This window comes from Anaerophaga thermohalophila DSM 12881 (assembly GCF_000191885.1).
In the GTDB taxonomy this organism is placed as follows: Bacteria; Bacteroidota; Bacteroidia; order Bacteroidales; family Marinilabiliaceae; genus Anaerophaga; species Anaerophaga thermohalophila.
On the sequence record NZ_AEWI01000010.1, the window covers coordinates 1 to 18,683 of the forward strand.

General features: G+C 40.9%; 10 protein-coding genes. 6 read left to right on the forward strand and 4 right to left on the reverse strand.

Annotated elements, in window-relative coordinates:
• Positions 1-234: 234 nt before the first annotated feature.
• From cas2 to ATH1_RS0103580, 4 genes are all read right to left on the reverse strand, one after another.
• A complete protein-coding gene (cas2, locus tag ATH1_RS0103565) occupies positions 235-567 on the reverse strand; it encodes a CRISPR-associated endonuclease Cas2 (RefSeq protein WP_010417646.1) in 333 nt (110 codons plus the stop codon).
• A 1-nt stretch (position 568) separates the two neighbouring features.
• Positions 569-1,489, reverse strand: a complete 921-nt coding sequence (gene cas1 / locus ATH1_RS0103570) for a type II CRISPR-associated endonuclease Cas1 (protein ID WP_010417649.1) — start codon at positions 1,487-1,489, stop codon at positions 569-571.
• A 91-nt stretch (positions 1,490-1,580) separates the two neighbouring features.
• Entirely contained in the window at positions 1,581-6,128 is a 4,548-nt protein-coding gene (cas9, locus tag ATH1_RS0103575) for a type II CRISPR RNA-guided endonuclease Cas9 (RefSeq protein WP_010417651.1), read from the reverse strand.
• A gap of 1,025 nt (positions 6,129-7,153) precedes the next feature.
• Positions 7,154-8,659: a peptide MFS transporter gene (locus ATH1_RS0103580; protein ID WP_010417653.1), complete on the reverse strand. Its 1,506-nt coding sequence runs from the start codon at positions 8,657-8,659 to the stop codon at positions 7,154-7,156.
• Positions 8,660-9,302: 643 nt separating this feature from the next.
• Here ATH1_RS0103580 and ATH1_RS0103595 point away from each other — a divergent pair.
• The 6 genes from ATH1_RS0103595 to ATH1_RS0103620 all read left to right on the forward strand — a co-directional run bounded on the left by ATH1_RS0103595 (position 9,303) and on the right by ATH1_RS0103620 (position 18,560).
• Positions 9,303-10,811 (forward strand): NAD(P)H-hydrate dehydratase, encoded by a 1,509-nt coding sequence (locus tag ATH1_RS0103595; protein ID WP_010417661.1) that lies wholly within the window; start codon positions 9,303-9,305, stop codon positions 10,809-10,811.
• A gap of 592 nt (positions 10,812-11,403) precedes the next feature.
• Entirely contained in the window at positions 11,404-12,486 is a 1,083-nt protein-coding gene (locus ATH1_RS0103600) for a DUF4831 family protein (RefSeq protein ID WP_010417663.1), read from the forward strand.
• Between the two features lie 182 nt (positions 12,487-12,668).
• Entirely contained in the window at positions 12,669-14,129 is a 1,461-nt protein-coding gene (locus ATH1_RS0103605; protein ID WP_010417666.1) for an aminoacyl-histidine dipeptidase, read from the forward strand.
• A 237-nt stretch (positions 14,130-14,366) separates the two neighbouring features.
• Positions 14,367-16,145 carry a chloride channel protein gene (locus ATH1_RS0103610; protein ID WP_010417668.1) on the forward strand — a complete coding sequence of 593 codons (1,779 nt, stop codon included), beginning with the start codon at positions 14,367-14,369 and terminating at the stop codon, positions 16,143-16,145.
• Between the two features lie 378 nt (positions 16,146-16,523).
• Positions 16,524-17,804, forward strand: coding sequence for a serine hydroxymethyltransferase (glyA, locus tag ATH1_RS0103615; protein ID WP_010417671.1), 1,281 nt, complete (start codon positions 16,524-16,526; stop codon positions 17,802-17,804).
• Positions 17,805-18,560, forward strand: coding sequence for a sulfite exporter TauE/SafE family protein (locus ATH1_RS0103620; RefSeq protein WP_010417674.1), 756 nt, complete (start codon positions 17,805-17,807; stop codon positions 18,558-18,560).
• Positions 18,561-18,683: the final 123 nt, after the last annotated feature.

Below are 18,683 nucleotides of genomic sequence, written 5' to 3' on the forward strand. Positions count from 1 at the left end.
TGCGTTGTGAATTGCTTTCAAAATGTATCTTTGTAGTGGCGCTGACAGCGATTACGAGTGATTAACTATCAAAATGTAGTTGTGAATTGCTTTCAAAATGTATCTTTGTAGTGGCGCTGACAGCAGACCAAAAAGCAAGAATTTGATTATCAGCACACTACACTGAAAATTAGAATTAAAAAATGAGCTGTCAGTTGCATTAAAAAAGCCCGGAAAACCGGGCTTTTTTTGTTTTCAAAACAATTCCAACTGCATATAAGGCGTTTCTTTCTTCACGGTTTCCTTCCCGTAGAAAAGTTCCATATCGCCAAATTGTTTATCGGTAATTCGCATAATACCAACCTGTCCTTTGGCCGGCAAAAAACTTTTTACGCGCTTAATATGCACATCTGCATTTTCACGGCTTGGACAATGCCTGATGTAAATAGAAAACTGAAACATTACAAAACCGTCGTTCAGCATCTTTTTCCGGAAAGTGCTGTAAATCTTCCGATCTTTTTTTGTTTCCGTCGGTAAATCAAAAAGAACCATTACCCACATAACACGGTATTCATTAAGGCGATCCATATCAGTTCGCAAATTGGGGATAAAGAATTTTGCGGCTGCTGCCCTCAAAGCAACTATACAAAGAAGCCGTTGTCTGTGATACTGCAATCATCAAAGGACTTCGTTTCCCTTTTATTAAAACATCCAACTGCGGAATGCTTAACAAATGCCATTTTACATCTTTGCTGAGTTGTGTATAATCAAAACCAGCTTCAATAATATCCAGCACCAGCTTATCAACAAAAGGCCGGTAAGGCTCCATTATATCATCTGCCAGGCAGTAAGCATTATAACGGTTGTGATGATGAATTCCGATGGCAGGTAACAAACCTGATGCAACCAAAGAACGGGCAACTATGGCTCTTAAAATGGCATAACCATAGTTTAATAAGTTGTTAGGAGGCGCCTCATCTCTTCCTCTACGAAAATCCTTAATATCAAAAATATTGGCCCAATAGTATGCTGCCGCTCTTGCCTCGTGATTTTCGCTGTCGCCTGAGGTAACTTTCGATGCCCAGAAGAACATATTGTCGGTATTCACGCCTCTTCCTGATAGCTTTAGCAAAGTTGCCTGATTGGTAATTTTTGATTTCACGGTTTGTTGCCATAGCTGTTTCCGTAACGGAACAGACGATGATAATTGGTGGGTAAATCTTTCTCCCTGAACGGTGTTCCCCGCAAGCAACATCATCAGTCCCTGCGGCATGTGAGATTGATCGCAGGTCACAATTGCACAATTATTTGCCAACAGCTTCTCTATCAGTGCGTGAGTAATAGTAATTTGTTTGTGGTCAAGAACCATTACACCTATATCTTCAATCGGGATGGTGTTCTTTCCTGATTTTTCATCTAATCCTTTAGCTTCGGGAAACTTCAAAACCAGCTGATTGTTTCTCAGACTCAGGTAGGCAGGATTTCCAAAATAGAGCGTTTTTTTTATCATAGACCAGGATTTTAAAATTTTGATCGTCAAAATTTCAGTAGTACTTTAGTGAAGACTTCACTCAAAGTGAAACCCTCCCTGTTTCTGATTATTATTCAATTTCTACATTTCCCAGACGATCAACAGACAGCTTATAGCAAACTTTTTTTATCATTTGCCCATCCCAGGCTCTTTCCGATTTATTATTGGGACCTAATTCTATTGTTTGCACAATTGGAGTTGCTACAAAATGTGGAATAAAAAAACATTGGGTTCCAGTAGATGACACCATTTTATATATGCGTGAATTATCTAATTCTATTTGCTTAGGATTAGCAAAATGTGCGTCTTCTTCACTTGGAACATAGACTAAATCATTAGGCGATAGCCAAAAAAGCAATTGATCGCCATTTTCATTTTCTTGCGGAACAGCCGGTAACCCCTGTTTTTCTCTCTCCACGGCTAAATAAAAAGGGACAGTGGCAAAGCTCCTGACACCTTCATCATTTGCATAAACGCCAAAGAAAAGATTTGTTCCTTTTGCCACCTCAACAAGTTTTTCGGTTTTGTTGCCTGTTTCACCTAATTGAAACTTTTCACCGACAGGTTCTGCAAGTCTTACCTTATAGATTGGGCAATGCGGTTTTCCTCCATTAAGTTGTTTAATATTGGCATTCATTTCTGCAATACCTTCGGGTGAAAAAGCCAGCTCATAAGGAGAAATATCTTTCCCCTTGTCATCTTTTTGACCGTGATACTTTTCATTTTTAAGATGCGCATAAATAATTTTTTTAATTCCTGAATCGGTAATTCCCTCAATCCGCTTTTCACTATTAAAAGAAGTATCCAGATCAACCCGGCGGGCAGCCATCTCTTCGTCGAAATAATAAACATTTACTCTTGAAATATTTTCCCCGTTATACTCGTTTCTCCGGTCTTTGAAATATTTTAACATCAGCTTTTTATCATATCCCTGATCTTTTAAAGAACGAATTTTCTTCTTTAAAGCTTTATCAACTATATTGTTCCAGGAATCAAGAGCTACTGAAAGCGAAACCGGTTTTACTTTTCGCAGCGAAACTTTACCTAACACCGTATCTTTATGCAAAGATTGTCTGATGGCCCAATTATCGCCCTTTTCCTGTCTTACAAGTCTCTTTTTCTTCATTCCTCCGGGAAGATTTTCCCATTTAAAGTACCGGTTGGTTGATTTATTAATAACACGGTGATTGCTCTTAAAGCTAACGACAATATCATTCAGTGCATTTTTTGCATCTTCGGTAAACGTATTCCATGGCTTATAGAATCGCCAGGTAAAATTTCTGTTTTGTCCTCGTTTCTCTTTGTAACAAAGCCTGTTTCGCAAATCGAACCTGGTATCTTTAGCATTAGTTTTTGCTGCTTCGTTACTGAGATAATTAACATGACTCCTGGTAGCTGAAGCAACAATTAAGGCATCAAGAGCATGATGTCGATGATCAATCCTCTTTTTATTAAACCCTTTCTGCAACTCCAAAGGCATTTGAATCTGAAAAACAGGCTTTCCTTCTTTGTTTACCCATTCACCATACTTTTGCTCACCCATTTTATTTAATCTCTCAAAACGAGGCGTTATGATGGTATTCCAAACATCATTCAGTCCCCATTCCTGCTTGAGAGTATTGGTTATGGATCCCGAGCAGGTAATCAATTGTTTTGCAACAGGACTATTTTCATTTTCTTCCCTCACAATGTTAGAAAGAAGATTGCGCACCATCTTACTGATATAGCGACTATCATTAAGCTGACGTTCGATGAAACTTTCAGGTATTTCGTCCATCAGTAGTTTCTGCATTTTTAAACGACTGTGTGGATTAATGCCATAATGATCTTTTACAAATTGCTGATATTCCTCAACTGTTAATACAGACACTTTTTTCCCGTAATTCAAGTCTATCGTACTACCGCCCAACTTTTTAATAAACTCAAAAGCCAACATTCGGTCTTTTTTCCTGTTAACTTCAGCCTCGCTAATAATTTTATTACTGAAAGAATCATCAAAATATCTTGCTCTCGGTATTATATGTTCCACCTCATATTCAGAAGTAAACAATTTATTTAACGGAATAATTTCGCCTGTATATGGTGACCGGTATTTTTGTTCAAGCCAAAGCTTATACCTGATCAATTGGTTTCTGGTAGGGTTGGCCATTCTCGAGATTTTCTGAATATCATCAGGAATATCTCTCTCTGCATTAAGCACTCCGTCTTCATAAATTTTAAGTAATTGTTGCTGAACAGGAGAATAAGGTCTGACATTTTGAACCTCCGGATCATTAAACAACTCGACCAAAAGCGCCTTTATTCGAAGATTTGTATTCTCATTTTCCTGAATTTGATTGGCTATTTTTTGACGCTTATCAGCCGGATTTTTCAGATCTCTTCCTATTTCCACATGAATTTCATCGAAAAATTTCTCCCTGCCTTCTCCAAAATAGTTCCAGACATCTTTTACAACCCTCAAAGCTTCAAGAACTACTTGTTCGACAATCGGGTTACGCAAAGCGTGTTGTTTGAAATCTTTAATATACTGATCCAGATCGGCAGATGTTCTCCATCTAATCACTTCTGCGGCTTCCGAATGCCTGCCATAAACCAGATAAGAGGCTTTCCAGAGAGGCATCCCGCGCAAATCAGACATTTCATTTATTTCAGAAAACCGCTCTCGTATCCCATCGTTTATATTGTCATCTGCCTCACCATCGATAATTTTTTGAACTTTTTCAATTAAATCCGGATTAATATTTTCCAGTTTCCAATATTTTCCCATTCGCATGAGAGGCAACAGTTTTTTTATGGCCTTCTTGGAAAATGCTCCGTACTCACGTTCCATGCGGGGAAATCCCTTAAAAACCTCGACAAACAAATCGGGCAACTGATATTTAGCGGCAAAGGATTGCAGCCCCTTCTCTATTTCTACTTTGTCAGTAACCGAGTATAATAAATGCCACAACTCCTCAATCTTTTCATAATTTAACCACTCATCCGGAACATTTTCAATTTTTTTCAATCGTGACTCAATCAAGTAACGGGTTTCATTTCCCGGATACTCCTTTTCCTGCGGATAGTTCCAATAATATTTCACCCTGTCTTTTGCAGATTTTATGCCCGCAAATTTCAGTATATCGTCTTGTTTAAATGTTTTGCGACCATTCAAAAATTCAAATAGTTCCACATATTTGTCCTCATCTGGCAAAAACTGCTCTGTCACATCCACATTTGTCAGCAACCGACCGTTTTCAAACCTCTCTTTTTCAAACAGTCTCAGGTTTTTAACATATTGCCATAAACGAAACTCCTGATAAAGAGGATGTGATTTTGGAATGCATTTCAAAGGAACTTTCTTTTTTTCTCCTGTAACTTTATCAACATAAACCCGATACTCCAAAGGGCAATTACTAACTGTAGATCTTTTGCTTTTCAATGGTCTTTGATAAAAGATGATATCATTTATAATCAAATGAACAAAATCCTTACTCAACAAGGCTTTACGATGTATATCATTATTGGGATAAAGATTGCTGATACACTTATTAAAAAGTTCACTGTTGGATAACTCCGGGTGATATTTCTTTTGTGCGGTTAATATTTGCTCAAGTTCACTTCTGTAATACTTACGTTCGATGGTGCTAACCAGTTTTCCCCTTATCTTCAGATCAGGGGCATCCAGCAAATTATCGTAAATATATTCTCCTACCGTTTTCCCACTTTTTTCAATTTCATTTTCAGTCCTTTTTTTTCTCAAAGTCCAATCATCCTTATTAGGCATTCTAAAGGATCTTTTTTCGTTTCCTTCCTTATCGGTTTTAATATTTCCATCCTTATCAAGATTGTATGTAACAATAAGCTCAAGAATTTTACCTTCCCAATCGGGGCGAATATTACTTTGTCGCGGATAAACCCAGCCGTTTTCGAGTTCTATGTCATACCATTTCCCCGAGGCACCTTCAGAATCTTCCCGTTCTTTTACTTTTACCACCTTCAAGGCATGAAATTCTTCTTTTTTTGTATTTTTCGCAACATCCTCATCCTCACCCCGGAGTTGATAATATCCCCTTTTTTGATTAAAATTCAGAATAATCCAGGCCAGTTCCTCTTTTGTTATTTTAGCAGTAAGTGCTTTTTTCCTTAAATAATATATTGTCCAGTCTTGTGGAACTTTTTTTCGCTTTTGTATAAATTCAGGATTCTTATCCTGAAAATCGGAGAGCATTTCATGGTAAGAATCTTGAAACAAAAAATCATATTTATCTTTAAAATTATCAGGCTTATAAGCAATTTTAGGTTCCTTCCCCGGTAAAAACCCACCTGGTTTTTCAGTAAAGTCTATTTGCTCTAAATAGTGTTCAGGCAAAAAACCAATTTCCTTCAAAACCCGATGTAATCGTTCCCGTCTCAGAAGATGCCTTTCTCTTAATCTCCTGACCATCCTTAATCTGGTGCGTTCTGCTGTTTGTGAGACAGTGTTTCCCTTGTTGAAATTATCCAATTCATTCTGATCCATTGGAATTATGCGACTTCCAATTCCTTGAATTTTACCTGATTTTTGCTCTTCATCGCTTTCTACCAGCGCCCACCCGATAGAATTTGTTCCCAGGTCAAGTCCTAAAATGCGTTTCATCTCAAATAGTTTTCGGTGTTATTATTTTGGTTTTGTCTTCCTACTAATTTTTTATTATATTTGAATTACATTTTGAAGCAATTCACAATAAGGATTATTCCGTTGTGAAAACATTTAAGGCGGGACATCTTCGGGTGTTCTCGCCTTTTTCTTTAGGTACGGTCATATCCCAAAACTTCAAGCAGCTACCCTTTCAAATTTACAAAAAATATCCAATATTTAACTCAAACGGCGTAATGGCAAAAAGACATATCGGCAAAACCTACAAAATTTCAATTACCTTTTCTGAGTGCAGTCTAAAAAGCCTTTTTACCCCTAAATCCCCTAAAGAGGACTTTTTCAAACTGCTGATTTTTAGCAGTTCCCTTTAGAGATCAGGTAAAAATGGTAAAAATCAGCAGTTTGAAGGCTTTTTTATACTGCACTCTTTTCTATTTTATTAACAATAATGACATATTCTGCTTTTATTCATAAATTTTTTATCACGATGCTCAACATATCGGCCAAATACAAGCGTCGTCATCAAATTTAATTTGAAAATAGATCACTATTTCCCGTTTTATAATAGTACGCGGTTACTTGTATTATTTGATATTTGAGCATCTCACAACGAAAACTTCGGAAGAATGTTAATGTGTCGGGATAGAAATTGTCATGATGCCAACAAGCCGGAGAAAGCGGTGAAGCTCAGCAAGGCACTGCCGACAACGATAAAAAATTAAATAAATTGGAAGATTGGGAAAATACTTACAAAGCGTTGCAAAACAAGTACTTGAATATCAACCTCAATGACTCGAAAAACCGGATTTGTCGGGTCGAAGCAACTAAGCAATTCTGTTTCCATTCGTATAAAATTTGTCAAAGTTATTAGTCAAATGGAACTCGCATGCAAGAATTTTATTAAGAGGTCGTATCGGCCCCTCCAAATAACAAAAGAACCTGCAAGCCGGCTCATAACCGGTCTTGCAGGCTTTTTTATATTAAAACAGTCCATCCAGGTTTTACAGCAGACTGCAAACTCTCAATTAATCAATTCCCCGCATCATTTTCTTCAGCCATGGAGAAATAATAAACATGAGCAATGCGGCTGAGCCTGATGTAATAACCAGGAAAAGGAATAAATTCATGTCAGGCAGATATACTTCAAGGATACTCCTCAAAGCACCGGCCAGATAATTGGCGAGGGCGGTTGAAGCAAACCAGAGTCCCATCATGAGAGAAGTAATCTTCGGAGGAGACAATTTGCTGATCATACTCAATCCGATCGGGCTCAGGCAAAGCTCACCCATAGTATGGAGCAGGTAGACTGTTACCAGCCACAAAGGACTCACCAGGTTGGTAGCCGATGCTTTGGTATCGGCTAAGTACATTACGACAAAACCCATTGAGAGCAGAAACAATCCCAGTCCAAATTTCACCGGTGTGTTGGGATTGCGACGGCCAAGCCACACCCATAGCATTGAAAAAACCGGTGCCAGGCCGACTATCAGAGCGGCATTAACCGACTGAAACCATGAAGGAGGAATTTCAAAACTTCCAATGACACGGTCTGTAAAATCACGGGCAAACAGGTTAAAAGTTCCACCTGCCTGCTCAAATCCCGACCAGAAAAAGATGTTAAAGAAACAGAACACCAGGATAGCTCCGATACGGCTCCATTCGGTTTTGCCGGTTGTATTTTTTATGATAATGTAAGCTATAACCGAAATACCTGCTATGGCAACAATACGAATAATCCAGGTAGTGACATCTTCGGGAAGGGTCCACCAGACTTCAACAAACAGATAAATGAATGCGATAATACCGAGCACCCAGGCAAGAATATCCAACCAGTCGCGACCGTTAAGTCTGGCAACATCAGTCTGGAAAGTGCGTTTCGGTCCAAAACCAATGGTACCAAGTTTTCTTTCCTGCAGCCAAAACCAAAGAGTTCCCAGTATCATTCCGACAGATACTGAGCCAAACCCCCACGACCATCCGATGTTTTCACCAAGATAGCCGGCAATGAGAGGCGCCAGAAAAGCCCCCAGGTTGATACCCATGTAAAAAATGGTAAAGGCAGAATCTTTCCGCGGGTCTCCGTCGGCATACAGCCGACCTACCATCGTTGAAATATTGGGCTTAAAGAATCCGTTACCTAGAATAAGAAGCCCCAAACCAATAAACAACCAGTATTCCCGCAATACCTGAAGTGCTTCGCCAGCTCCGGGCTCGGCAATATACTCCGAATAAGCCAGAGCTGCCTGCCCGAGTGCCATAATAATACCCCCGATAATAATTGACTTACGCTGTCCGATCAAACGGTCGGCAATGATACCACCGAGTATCGGTGTCAGGTAAACCAGCCCGGTAAATATTCCGTAAATTTCGAGCGCATGATTTTCGGCATAAGCAAATCCGCCGTTAATAATACTGGAAGTCAGATACAGTACCAAAAGAGCACGCATCCCGTAATAACTGAACCGTTCCCACATTTCTGTGAAAAAAAGTACCCACAGACCCTGGGGATGTTTTTGTGAAGCTGTGTCCATTCTTTTTTTTTTTTAAATTTGGTTTATTTGCAATGCAATCGTTATTTTGTTACTTTTTCAAAACTGAAGGATATTTGAGCCCGCATTTGCCCATTGTTAATGAGTATCTGAAAGCTCTCAACAACAATGATGGTGGCAAAAAAAAACTCAAATTCGTGCAAAATAGAACTTAGCCTGATTTATTCATAACTTTTCGTGATGAAACGAGCATGACAAAGATTGTTACAAAAGAACATGTATAAAACTCATTCATGCGAGTTCCATCAGGCCAATGACTTAGACTTGTTTTATACTGATGAAACATTCAAATATCAGGAAATTCAAGCAACCACAAATAAATCGGATAAGGGAATAATGCATTATTTTTAAGCCGGTTGTATTTCGCTGATAGTTGGACATTGCAAATTTATAAATAGATCAGGTCATGTAAAATTAACGCATAAATGAGTGCAGTATAAAAAGCATATTTTTGTCAAAATCAAGGCGTTTTAAATTTTTGTACCAGAGTTAACTTGTTGTTAATGAGAATATAAAAATTTAAAACAACAACGAGTTTGGCAACAAAGATGCTTTTTAGACCGGGCTCATAAATACAAAAATACATTTTGTCATTAAAGTTTAACGTGTCATTTCTCATATTTAGATGAAAATACTCACATCGAAACAAACAGGTGAAGTTGATCGCTTCACCATTGAAAACGAACCTATTGCATCCATTCATTTAATGGAAAGGGCTGCCACACAGGCTTATCGATGGATATCTGACAAGTATCCGGCAGCAGGTTTTAGTATATTCGCGGGTCCGGGCAATAATGGCGGTGATGCTCTCGCGATTGCCCGAATGCTTATATCCGAAGGCAGAAATGTTGACATTTTCTTAATTCGCTCTGAAAGGTTATCGCCTGATGCTGCAACAAATCTCGAAAGGCTTCGGAAAATCTCATCTGCAAAAATAACAGATTTATCCACAAAACCATTACCCAATTCAACAAATCCGGGAACCGTGGCCATTGACGGTCTTTTCGGGTCGGGGCTTAACAGACCACTTAACGAAAAAGCATCGTCCATTGTTTCGTTTATCAACAAAAACTATGACCAAAAAGTATCTGTTGATGTGCCTTCAGGACTATTTTGCGAAGACAATGGTGCTAACATTCGTGAAAACATTGTTAAAGCAACCTATACGCTAACCTTTCAATTACCAAAGCTGTCTTTTCTTTTCGCGGAAAACAAAGCGCAGGTGGGACAGTGGATAGTGCTTCCCATAGGGTTAAGTAATAAAAAAATAGAAGAAACCCTCAGCCCCTGGCACATTACCGAATCATGGGAAGTTAAAAATATGCTGCCCCCCCCAAATCGTTTCGCTCACAAAGGTACCATGGGGCATGCTCTACTTATCGCCGGTAGTTATGGCAAGACGGGTGCCGCCCTGATAGCCTCCATGGCTTGCCTCAAATCGGGGGTCGGACTTCTTACCACGCATGTTCCTCACAGTGCCGTATCAATTTTGCAAACAGCCATCCCTGAAGCCATGATGAGTGTTGACCGTTCCGACCTTATATTTACCGAATTCCCTGACTTATCACCTTTCCCTGCTATTGGCATAGGCCCCGGAATAGGCACAAAAATCAATTCACAAAGAGCTTTTAGAGAGCTGCTTTCGGCAGCTCAAAATAAAAAAATGGTTATCGATGCCGACGGATTGAATATCCTGGCCGCCAACAAAGAATATCTGAATTACCTCCAGCCCGGAACTATCCTGACACCCCACCCCAAAGAGTTTGAAAGGCTGGCAGGCCTTTCGGAAAATGACTATCAGCGCCTGGAAAAAGGAATTGAATTTGCAAAAGAATTCAACATCGTTTTGGTTCTTAAAGGTGCTTACACAGCAGTGATTTCGCCCCGGGGTGAAGTGCGCTTTAATCCAACGGGAAATCCCGGAATGGCTACCGCCGGAAGCGGAGATGCGCTGACGGGAATTATCCTGGCTTTGCTGGCCAATGGTATTGAACCTTTTAATGCTGCACGGGTTGGTGTTTATGTGCACGGACTCGCCGGAGACCTGGCGGCTCAAGAGGGACAGCGAGGCACCATTGCAACTAAAATCATAGAAAACCTTGGCCCGGCCTTTGCTAAAACAACAGAAATATAACCCCGCGGCCTTATTTTTTACTAACTTTGATAATTCAATTTTGGAAAAACGTGAAAAATAAATAGCTATATATCACCATTCAAAAAAACTTATAATACTCTAACAACCAATGCACTAATAATATTAACAACTTTAACAATTCTAACAGCCGTAACAACTTATTAAATGTAAGATGAAACGAGCATGACAAAGATTGCCTTAATAGATTATCAGATTTTTAGATATAAGATTTAAGATGAAACGGGCATGACAAGGTTTATCACAAAAGTTGATGTATAGAATGAATCAATCATGCGAGTTCCATTCGACCAATAACTTAAGTAAATTATATACTGATGAAACGAGCATGACAAAGATTGGTTTAATAGATTTTTAGATGTAAGATGGTAAGATGTAAGATAAAACGGGCCTGACAAGGCATACCATAACAAGAATATGTATAAAGCCTTACATGCGAGTTCCATCAGACCAATAACTTAAGTAAATTATATACTGATGAAACGAGCATGACAAGGTTTGTCACAAAAGGACATGTATAAATCTCAATCATGCGAGTTCCATCAGACCAATAACTTAGACTAATTTTATACTGATGAAAAACATCCTTTATTTGATATTCCTGGTTGCTTTTGCATCATGCAATGCACAAAAAAATGTTTCGGAAGTCAATGTAATTCCGGCACAGAAACCGCTTCAACAAGACGGCATTTTCTACCATCTTCCGGTAACCGTTGTTAATATCGAAGTTACCGCCAAAAGAACCATCGAAAAAAGAGGGCCATATTACCGTTATTCACAACGGTTCCTGAACCTCAACGATATAATCACCGAAGACCGCACATCATGGGAGATTACTGAAGCCAGTATCTATACTTCAGGGGCACCTGATGCCGATCGTGTTTTCAGGATTATGTCTGAGGGTACACCTTCCGGCGCTGCTGTAAATCTGACACCCGATGGTATTTTAACAGGACTCAACCTGAATGAAACAAGTACCGGCACTGTGCATCAGAATTTACAAATTGAAACCACCAAACAACCCGAAGACATCTCATTTGACGATGTGCCGTTTACCGAGGAACAACTCATTAAAACATCGAGTGCCGCAACAGCCGAAGAAGTAGCGGCAGAAATATACCGGCTCAGAGAAGCCCGCAGACGATTGCTCGAAAGTGATATGCAAACCCTTCCCCCCGACAATGGGGCGTACGAAAGAATACTTGAAGGCATTAACAAACTCGAAGAACAGTATCTCTCATTGTTTAAAGGGAAAAAAGAGACAACTTTTGTCACCAAAACCTTCACTTTTATTCCTGATGCCTCAATGCCAGCCGAGCAGGTACTCTTCAGATTTTCAGAACAAAAAGGATTTACCGACAACCTCGACATGGCCGGAACACCGGTTTATATCGAAATAAAAAGTGAAACAGGGGTTGAAAAAGGCCGGTTGCAACCCCGGGAAGACAAAACTGAAAGATCGGGACTGATTTATTGTAAACCCGCGAAAGTGAATGTTAAAGTAATCGACCGCACTGTTTTGCTCAATGAAGCCGAAGTATTGGTTGCTCAGTTCGGTACTTTGCACCGTTTGCCATCCTCACTCCTCGACAGTTCCGTAACAAAAGTGAAACTGGACCAGAAAACGGGAGCTTTGCTGAAAATCACTACTAAATAGGCTGTCAAGCTGTTAGATTGTTAAACTTTTATATTGTTATATTGTTAGAGGTGAGATCAGGCAGATATTAGTCATTCAGCGACTGACCTTCTTTACCGAACATATGACAGGGAATAATCCCTTCACGTGATCATTAATACTGGAAGTGAGATAATTTTGAAACCAAAATAAACCATAAAAAAATGAACACCAATATTGCAAATCTGGAACCTGAAAGCCTTTGGAATTATTTCCATGCCCTTACTCAAATTCCACGCCCGTCGAAAAAAGAATCTGCTGCTGTCGATTTTGTGGAAAAAGAAGGTAAAAGACTGGGATTGGAAACCATAAAAGATGAGGTGGGCAATGTAATCATCCGCAAACCCGCTGCCAAAGGAATGGAAAAGGCCAAAGGAGTGGTACTTCAGGCACACCTCGATATGGTTCCCCAAAAAAACAGTAACAAACAACACGACTTCGAAAAAGACCCCATTGAAGCGTATGAAGAAAACGGATGGGTAAAAGCAAACGGAACCACACTGGGAGCGGATAACGGAATAGGAGTAGCAGCTGCACTCGCCGTGCTGGCAAGCAAAGAACTGAAACACGGCCCTGTAGAAGCTCTCTTCACGGTGGATGAAGAATCGGGAATGACCGGAGCCAATCACCTGAAACCTGGCATCTTAAAGGGTGACATAATGATTAACATGGACTCGGAAGATGAGGGCGAATTATATGTAGGATGTGCCGGTGGAACAGATGCCAATGCCGTTTTCACATTCATGGAAGAGGAATTTCCGGAAAATTACACCGCCCTTAAAATTAGCCTTACAGGACTGAAAGGCGGACACTCGGGGTTGGATATCAATCTCGAACGCGGCAACGCCAACAAGCTGATGTTCCGCCTTTTAAAACATATTGTCGCCAACGAGGGTGCAAGGCTATCGTCCATTGAGGGCGGCAACCTTCGAAATGCGATTCCCCGCGAAGCCTTTGCATTAATTGGAGTTCCTGCAAAAAATCTGAATAAAGTAAAACAGGAAGTTGCCCGCTTTAAAAAAATCTTCACCAATGAATTAAAGAGCGTTGAGCCTGATCTCGAACTCAAAATTGAAGAAACAAAAGCCCCCCATTTTTTGATGGATGAGATGACCCAGGACGACCTTATCAATGCCATTCAGGCATGCCCAAACGGTGTTATCAGGATGAGCACCGATATGCCGGGGTTGGTTGAAACCTCACTCAACCTCGCCATTGTGCAGACCAAAAACAAAGAAGTACATGTAAAAGCTTTGATACGCTCATCGGTGGACACGGCCAAAGAAGACGTGGAATCAACACTCGAAAGTATTTTCCTGCTGGCCGGGGCTCAGGTATGGTTCGATGGTCAATATCCCGGATGGAAACCCAATATGGATTCCGAAATATTGAAAACCATGCAAACGGTATATAAAAACAAATGGGGAAAAACACCGGAAATAAAAGCCATTCACGCAGGCCTGGAGTGCGGTATCCTCGGAAGTACCTACCCAAACTGGGATATGATATCATTCGGCCCAACCATCAATTTCCCGCATTCACCCGATGAAATGGTCAATGTGGAAAGTGTCCGGAAATTCTGGGAGTTTTTGGTTGCTACTTTGGAAAATATTCCGACAAAATAGGAACGAAAAAAATACCAAACCAATCACCTTATCTTCTGAAACAATACTCCCAACACAATTTAACACACATTTTTTTGAATATCAGTCCTTAAAAAATACCTTTGCGCTCCGGTTAGCGTACACCGGCAAGAATCTGACAGCCGCACAAAATACATACTTGATTGAATCAGCGCGACACAAGTATTCCAACCGCGTTTGGCAACCGACACAAAAACGCACTCATTACAGTTTTTCCAAATGGAAACGGCATCAAAACTATTAGGACGTTTTTTGATCTGGCGTGTAAAAAACATTCCTCAAAAACAATTCACCCTGATTCTGAGCTTCATTATAGGATTGGGCAGTGGCTTGGCGGCTGTTATTCTGAAAAATACCATTCATTATACTCAACAGCTGTTAACCGGAAGATTTACTCTTGAACATCAAAACTGGCTCTATCTGGCCTATCCGATTATTGGAATTTTCTTAACCGTCATCTTTACCAGGTATGTTGTTAAAGATTCAATCGGTCATGGTATCACAAAAATATTGCATGCTTTTTCAAGAAAAGGTGGCTATCTAAAACCTCACAATACCTATACATCTATAATAGCCAGTACCTTTACCATCGGTTTTGGAGGCTCTGTAGGTGCTGAGGCACCGATTGTTCTGACCGGGGCTTCTATAGGGTCGTCACTGGGACGGATGTTTCACCTCAACCAAAAGACCATAACCCTGCTGGTGGGAAGCGGAGCTGCCGGCGCCATTGCCGGTATTTTTAAAGCCCCCATAGCAGGCCTGGTATTTACCCTTGAAGTCCTGATGCTCGATTTGACCATGGCATCTGTTATACCGCTACTGATATCGTCGGTGACAGCTACTACCATCGCGTATTTTTTTCTGGGTAAGAGTGCCGAATTTACGTTTCATCTCCAGGAGCAGTTTCTGCTCAACAACCTGCCATGGTATATTGTACTTGGCATCCTGGGTGGATTAATTTCACTGTACATGACAAGGGGCAACATGTATGTGGAAGAACGGATAGCAAAAATCAAAAATCCTTATTTGAAATTACTTTCAGGAGGGGTAATTCTCAGCTTACTCATATTCCTTTTCCCTCCGCTATACGGCGAAGGATATACAACCATCTCTGCCCTGTTGAGCGGAAATACCGACGCCATTGTAGAAAATACTTTCTTTTACAATTTGAGGAACAATAATTTCATAATTATGGGCTTTCTGGCCCTGTTGATTATTTTCAAAGTTTTGGCCACCGCAGCCACCAACGGCAGCGGTGGTGTTGGAGGAATCTTTGCGCCAACCCTGTTTACAGGCGGTGTGGCCGGATTTTTTATGGCGAAATTATTAAAAGAACTCGGCTGGGCCAGCTTGCCTGAATCTCATTTCACACTTGCAGGGATGGCAGCACTCATGGCAGGTGTAATGCATGCACCGTTGACCGCCATTTTTCTGATTGCCGAAATTACCAACGGCTATGCACTGTTTCTCCCTCTTATCCTTACATCCACCGTTTCGTATATCACCATCATGTATTTCGAACCTCACTCTATCTATACCAAACGACTGGCCAAAAAGGGAGAGCTGCTAACCCATCATAAAGACAAAGCTGTGCTTACCCTGATGCGGCTTAACAAAGTCATCGAAACCGATTTTATGACAATCCGCCCCGAACAAACCCTTGGTGAGCTGGTGAAAATAATTGCCAAAGCCAGAAGAAATATCTTTCCGGTAGTGAATGAAGACGGGAAACTTCTGGGAATCGTACTTCTCGACGATATAAGAGATATCATGTTCAATAACGAACTGTACAACACCACAAAAGTGGAAAACCTGATGACCATACCGCCCGCTTTTATAGAAGCCAATGAAAATATGGATCAGGTAATGCGAAAATTCGAGGAAACAGGGGCATGGAACCTTCCGGTTGTTGAAAATGGGCGATATCTGGGATTTGTATCAAAATCAAAAATATTCTCGGTCTACCGGAGAGTTCTCATTCACTTTTCTGATGAGTAATTAGTTAGTACCCCGTCCATAACGTCGGAAAAATTTCTTACTTATCATGTGTCTGGTCAGAAAGTACCGGCTACAAGGCTTGCGAAGACGCCAAAAACGGCGTTTACTTTTAGTAAATGAGTTTTCTGGCGGCAAGCGTAACACAGCAAATGGTACTTTATGGACAGACACATTTCTGTATCAGGTTGAAAATTTGAAATACGAATAGCTAATAAAAATAAACTGAAATCTTTACCTTTGAGAAAATTTGAAAAATAATATCCGCCCTTTTGTCGGTTGTTCCTGTTAAGATTTATGATTTCCATGAAGAATGCCACTTCTTCAATCTGTTAACTTAACATCTACCCACGATTAAAGGGTTCCTAACTTTACGAAACAATGAAGAGAGACGACAAAATTTTTGAACTGATTGAAAAAGAGCATCAGCGCCAGCTCAACGGCATAGAGCTGATTGCATCAGAGAATTTTGTGAGCGACCAGGTTATGGAAGCCATGGGCTCATGTATGACCAACAAGTATGCCGAGGGGTTACCCGGAAAACGTTATTACGGAGGATGCCAGGTGGTGGATGAGAGTGAAACGCTTGCCATCGAGCGCCTGAAAGAGCTGTTCGATGCCGAATGGGCCAACGTTCAACCTCACAGTGGTGCCCAGGCAAATATGGCAGTGCTGATGACGGTACTGAATCCGGGCGACAAGTTTCTTGGTCTTGATCTGGCACACGGCGGTCATCTCTCTCACGGATCACCGGTCAACAGTTCCGGAAAGCTCTATAAACCCATTGCTTATGGTGTAAAAGAAGATACCGGCATGGTTGATTACGATATGATGGAGAAACTTGCCCTGGAGCATAAGCCAAAACTAATTATCGGGGGTGCTTCAGCCTATTCGCGCGACTGGGATTATGAACGTATGCGCGCCATTGCCGATAAAGTCGGAGCCATCCTCATGATTGATATGGCCCACCCTGCCGGTCTGATTGCTGCCGGTCTGCTGAAAAATCCGGTGAAATATGCGCATGTTGTTACATCAACCACCCATAAAACTCTGCGTGGACCACGTGGCGGTATTATCCTGATGGGAAAAGACTTTGACAATCCAATGGGCATCAGGACCAAAAAAGGTGAACTCAGAAAAATGTCCTCATTACTCGACTCAGCTGTATTCCCTGGTATTCAGGGCGGCCCCCTGGAACATATCATTGCAGCAAAAGCGGTATCGTTCTTTGAAGCATTGCAGCCCGAGTACAAAGAATATCAAAAGCAGGTAAAGAAAAATGCCCAAAAAATGGCGGAATGCTTTATTGAAAAAGGCTACAAGGTGATTTCGGGCGGGACTGACAACCACAATATGCTCATCGATTTGCGCACCAAATTTCCCGAACTAACCGGTAAAAAGGCCGAAAACACACTTGTGCTTGCCGATATTACCATTAATAAAAACATGGTACCTTTCGACGACCGGTCTCCATTTCAGACTTCGGGAATTCGCGTTGGGACCCCTGCCATCACCACCCGCGGACTAAAAGAAGAGCACATCGGACACGTTGTTGACCTTATCGACGAAGTGCTCAGTAATCCCGACAACGAAAACACCATTGTTTCGGTTCGCAGAAAAGTAAACCAAATGATGAAAGATTTCCCCATTTTTGCCCGATAGATGGAAATGACAGACGTCACCATATTGATTTTAGCCGGCCTGGCCGCCGGAGTCATAAATACATTAGCGGGGAGTGGTTCACTGATAACCCTCCCCCTTTTGATGTTTATGGGTCTGCCGCCTGCAGTTGCCAATGGTACCAACCGGATTGGCGTGGTCGTGCAAAACATTGTAGCGACGGGCAATTTTATCCGTCAAAAGGAACTCAGCCCCAAAAAAGAATGGTCGCTGGTCATCCCGACTCTTTTCGGTTCATTAGTTGGTGCCCTGATAGCTGTTGAAGTCAATGAGGATTTTCTTAACTATTTTATAGGCGGGCTGCTGATTGTCATGTTTTTCGTGATACTTCTGAAACCGACCAGCTGGATAAAAGGAAAAGCAGGACGAGTAAGAACCACCCGCTCACGAATTATTAACAGTGCTATTTTCTTTTTCATCGGTGTTTACGGAGGGTTTATCCAGGCCGGTGTAGGATTATTTTTGCTGGCAGGACTTGTTTTGAGTGCAGGATACGACCTGGTAAAAGCAAACTCAGTAAAGGTTCTCATGGTGCTTTCTTTTACTATTGTTGCACTTGTAATTTTTTTATTAGCGGGAAAAATAGTCTGGAGCTATGGTTTGCTTCTTGCAGCGGGCAATGCTGCAGGAGCATGGGTAGCATCACGCAATGCCAGAAAAATTGGTGCCAAAAACATTCGGTATATCTTATTGGCAGTAGTTCTCTTCTCAGGACTTAAAGTATTGGGAGTGTTTTAGATAAAAATATGTACGACAACTTCGGCATCGCATTTTATTGGATAATTTTAGCTATAAACATTGGCGAATGCCGAAAGAACACAAAGCAGTTCCACACATTTCCCGGAATAAACCAAATAAACA

Excerpts from the sequence above, each read along its gene's own strand:
- cas1 (WP_010417649.1), bottom strand. The coding sequence starts at position 1,489 with ATGATAAAAAAAACGCTCTATTTTGGAAATCCTGCCTACCTGAGTCTG.
- ATH1_RS0103580 (WP_010417653.1), bottom strand. The coding sequence starts at position 8,659 with ATGGACACAGCTTCACAAAAACATCCCCAGGGTCTGTGGGTACTTTTT.
- ATH1_RS0103605 (WP_010417666.1), top strand. The coding sequence starts at position 12,669 with ATGAACACCAATATTGCAAATCTGGAACCTGAAAGCCTTTGGAATTAT.
- ATH1_RS0103600 (WP_010417663.1), top strand. The coding sequence starts at position 11,404 with ATGAAAAACATCCTTTATTTGATATTCCTGGTTGCTTTTGCATCATGC.
- cas9 (WP_010417651.1), bottom strand. The coding sequence starts at position 6,128 with ATGAAACGCATTTTAGGACTTGACCTGGGAACAAATTCTATCGGGTGG.
- glyA (WP_010417671.1), top strand. The coding sequence starts at position 16,524 with ATGAAGAGAGACGACAAAATTTTTGAACTGATTGAAAAAGAGCATCAG.
- cas2 (WP_010417646.1), bottom strand. The coding sequence starts at position 567 with ATGGATCGCCTTAATGAATACCGTGTTATGTGGGTAATGGTTCTTTTT.
- ATH1_RS0103620 (WP_010417674.1), top strand. The coding sequence starts at position 17,805 with ATGGAAATGACAGACGTCACCATATTGATTTTAGCCGGCCTGGCCGCC.
- ATH1_RS0103610 (WP_010417668.1), top strand. The coding sequence starts at position 14,367 with ATGGAAACGGCATCAAAACTATTAGGACGTTTTTTGATCTGGCGTGTA.
- ATH1_RS0103595 (WP_010417661.1), top strand. The coding sequence starts at position 9,303 with ATGAAAATACTCACATCGAAACAAACAGGTGAAGTTGATCGCTTCACC.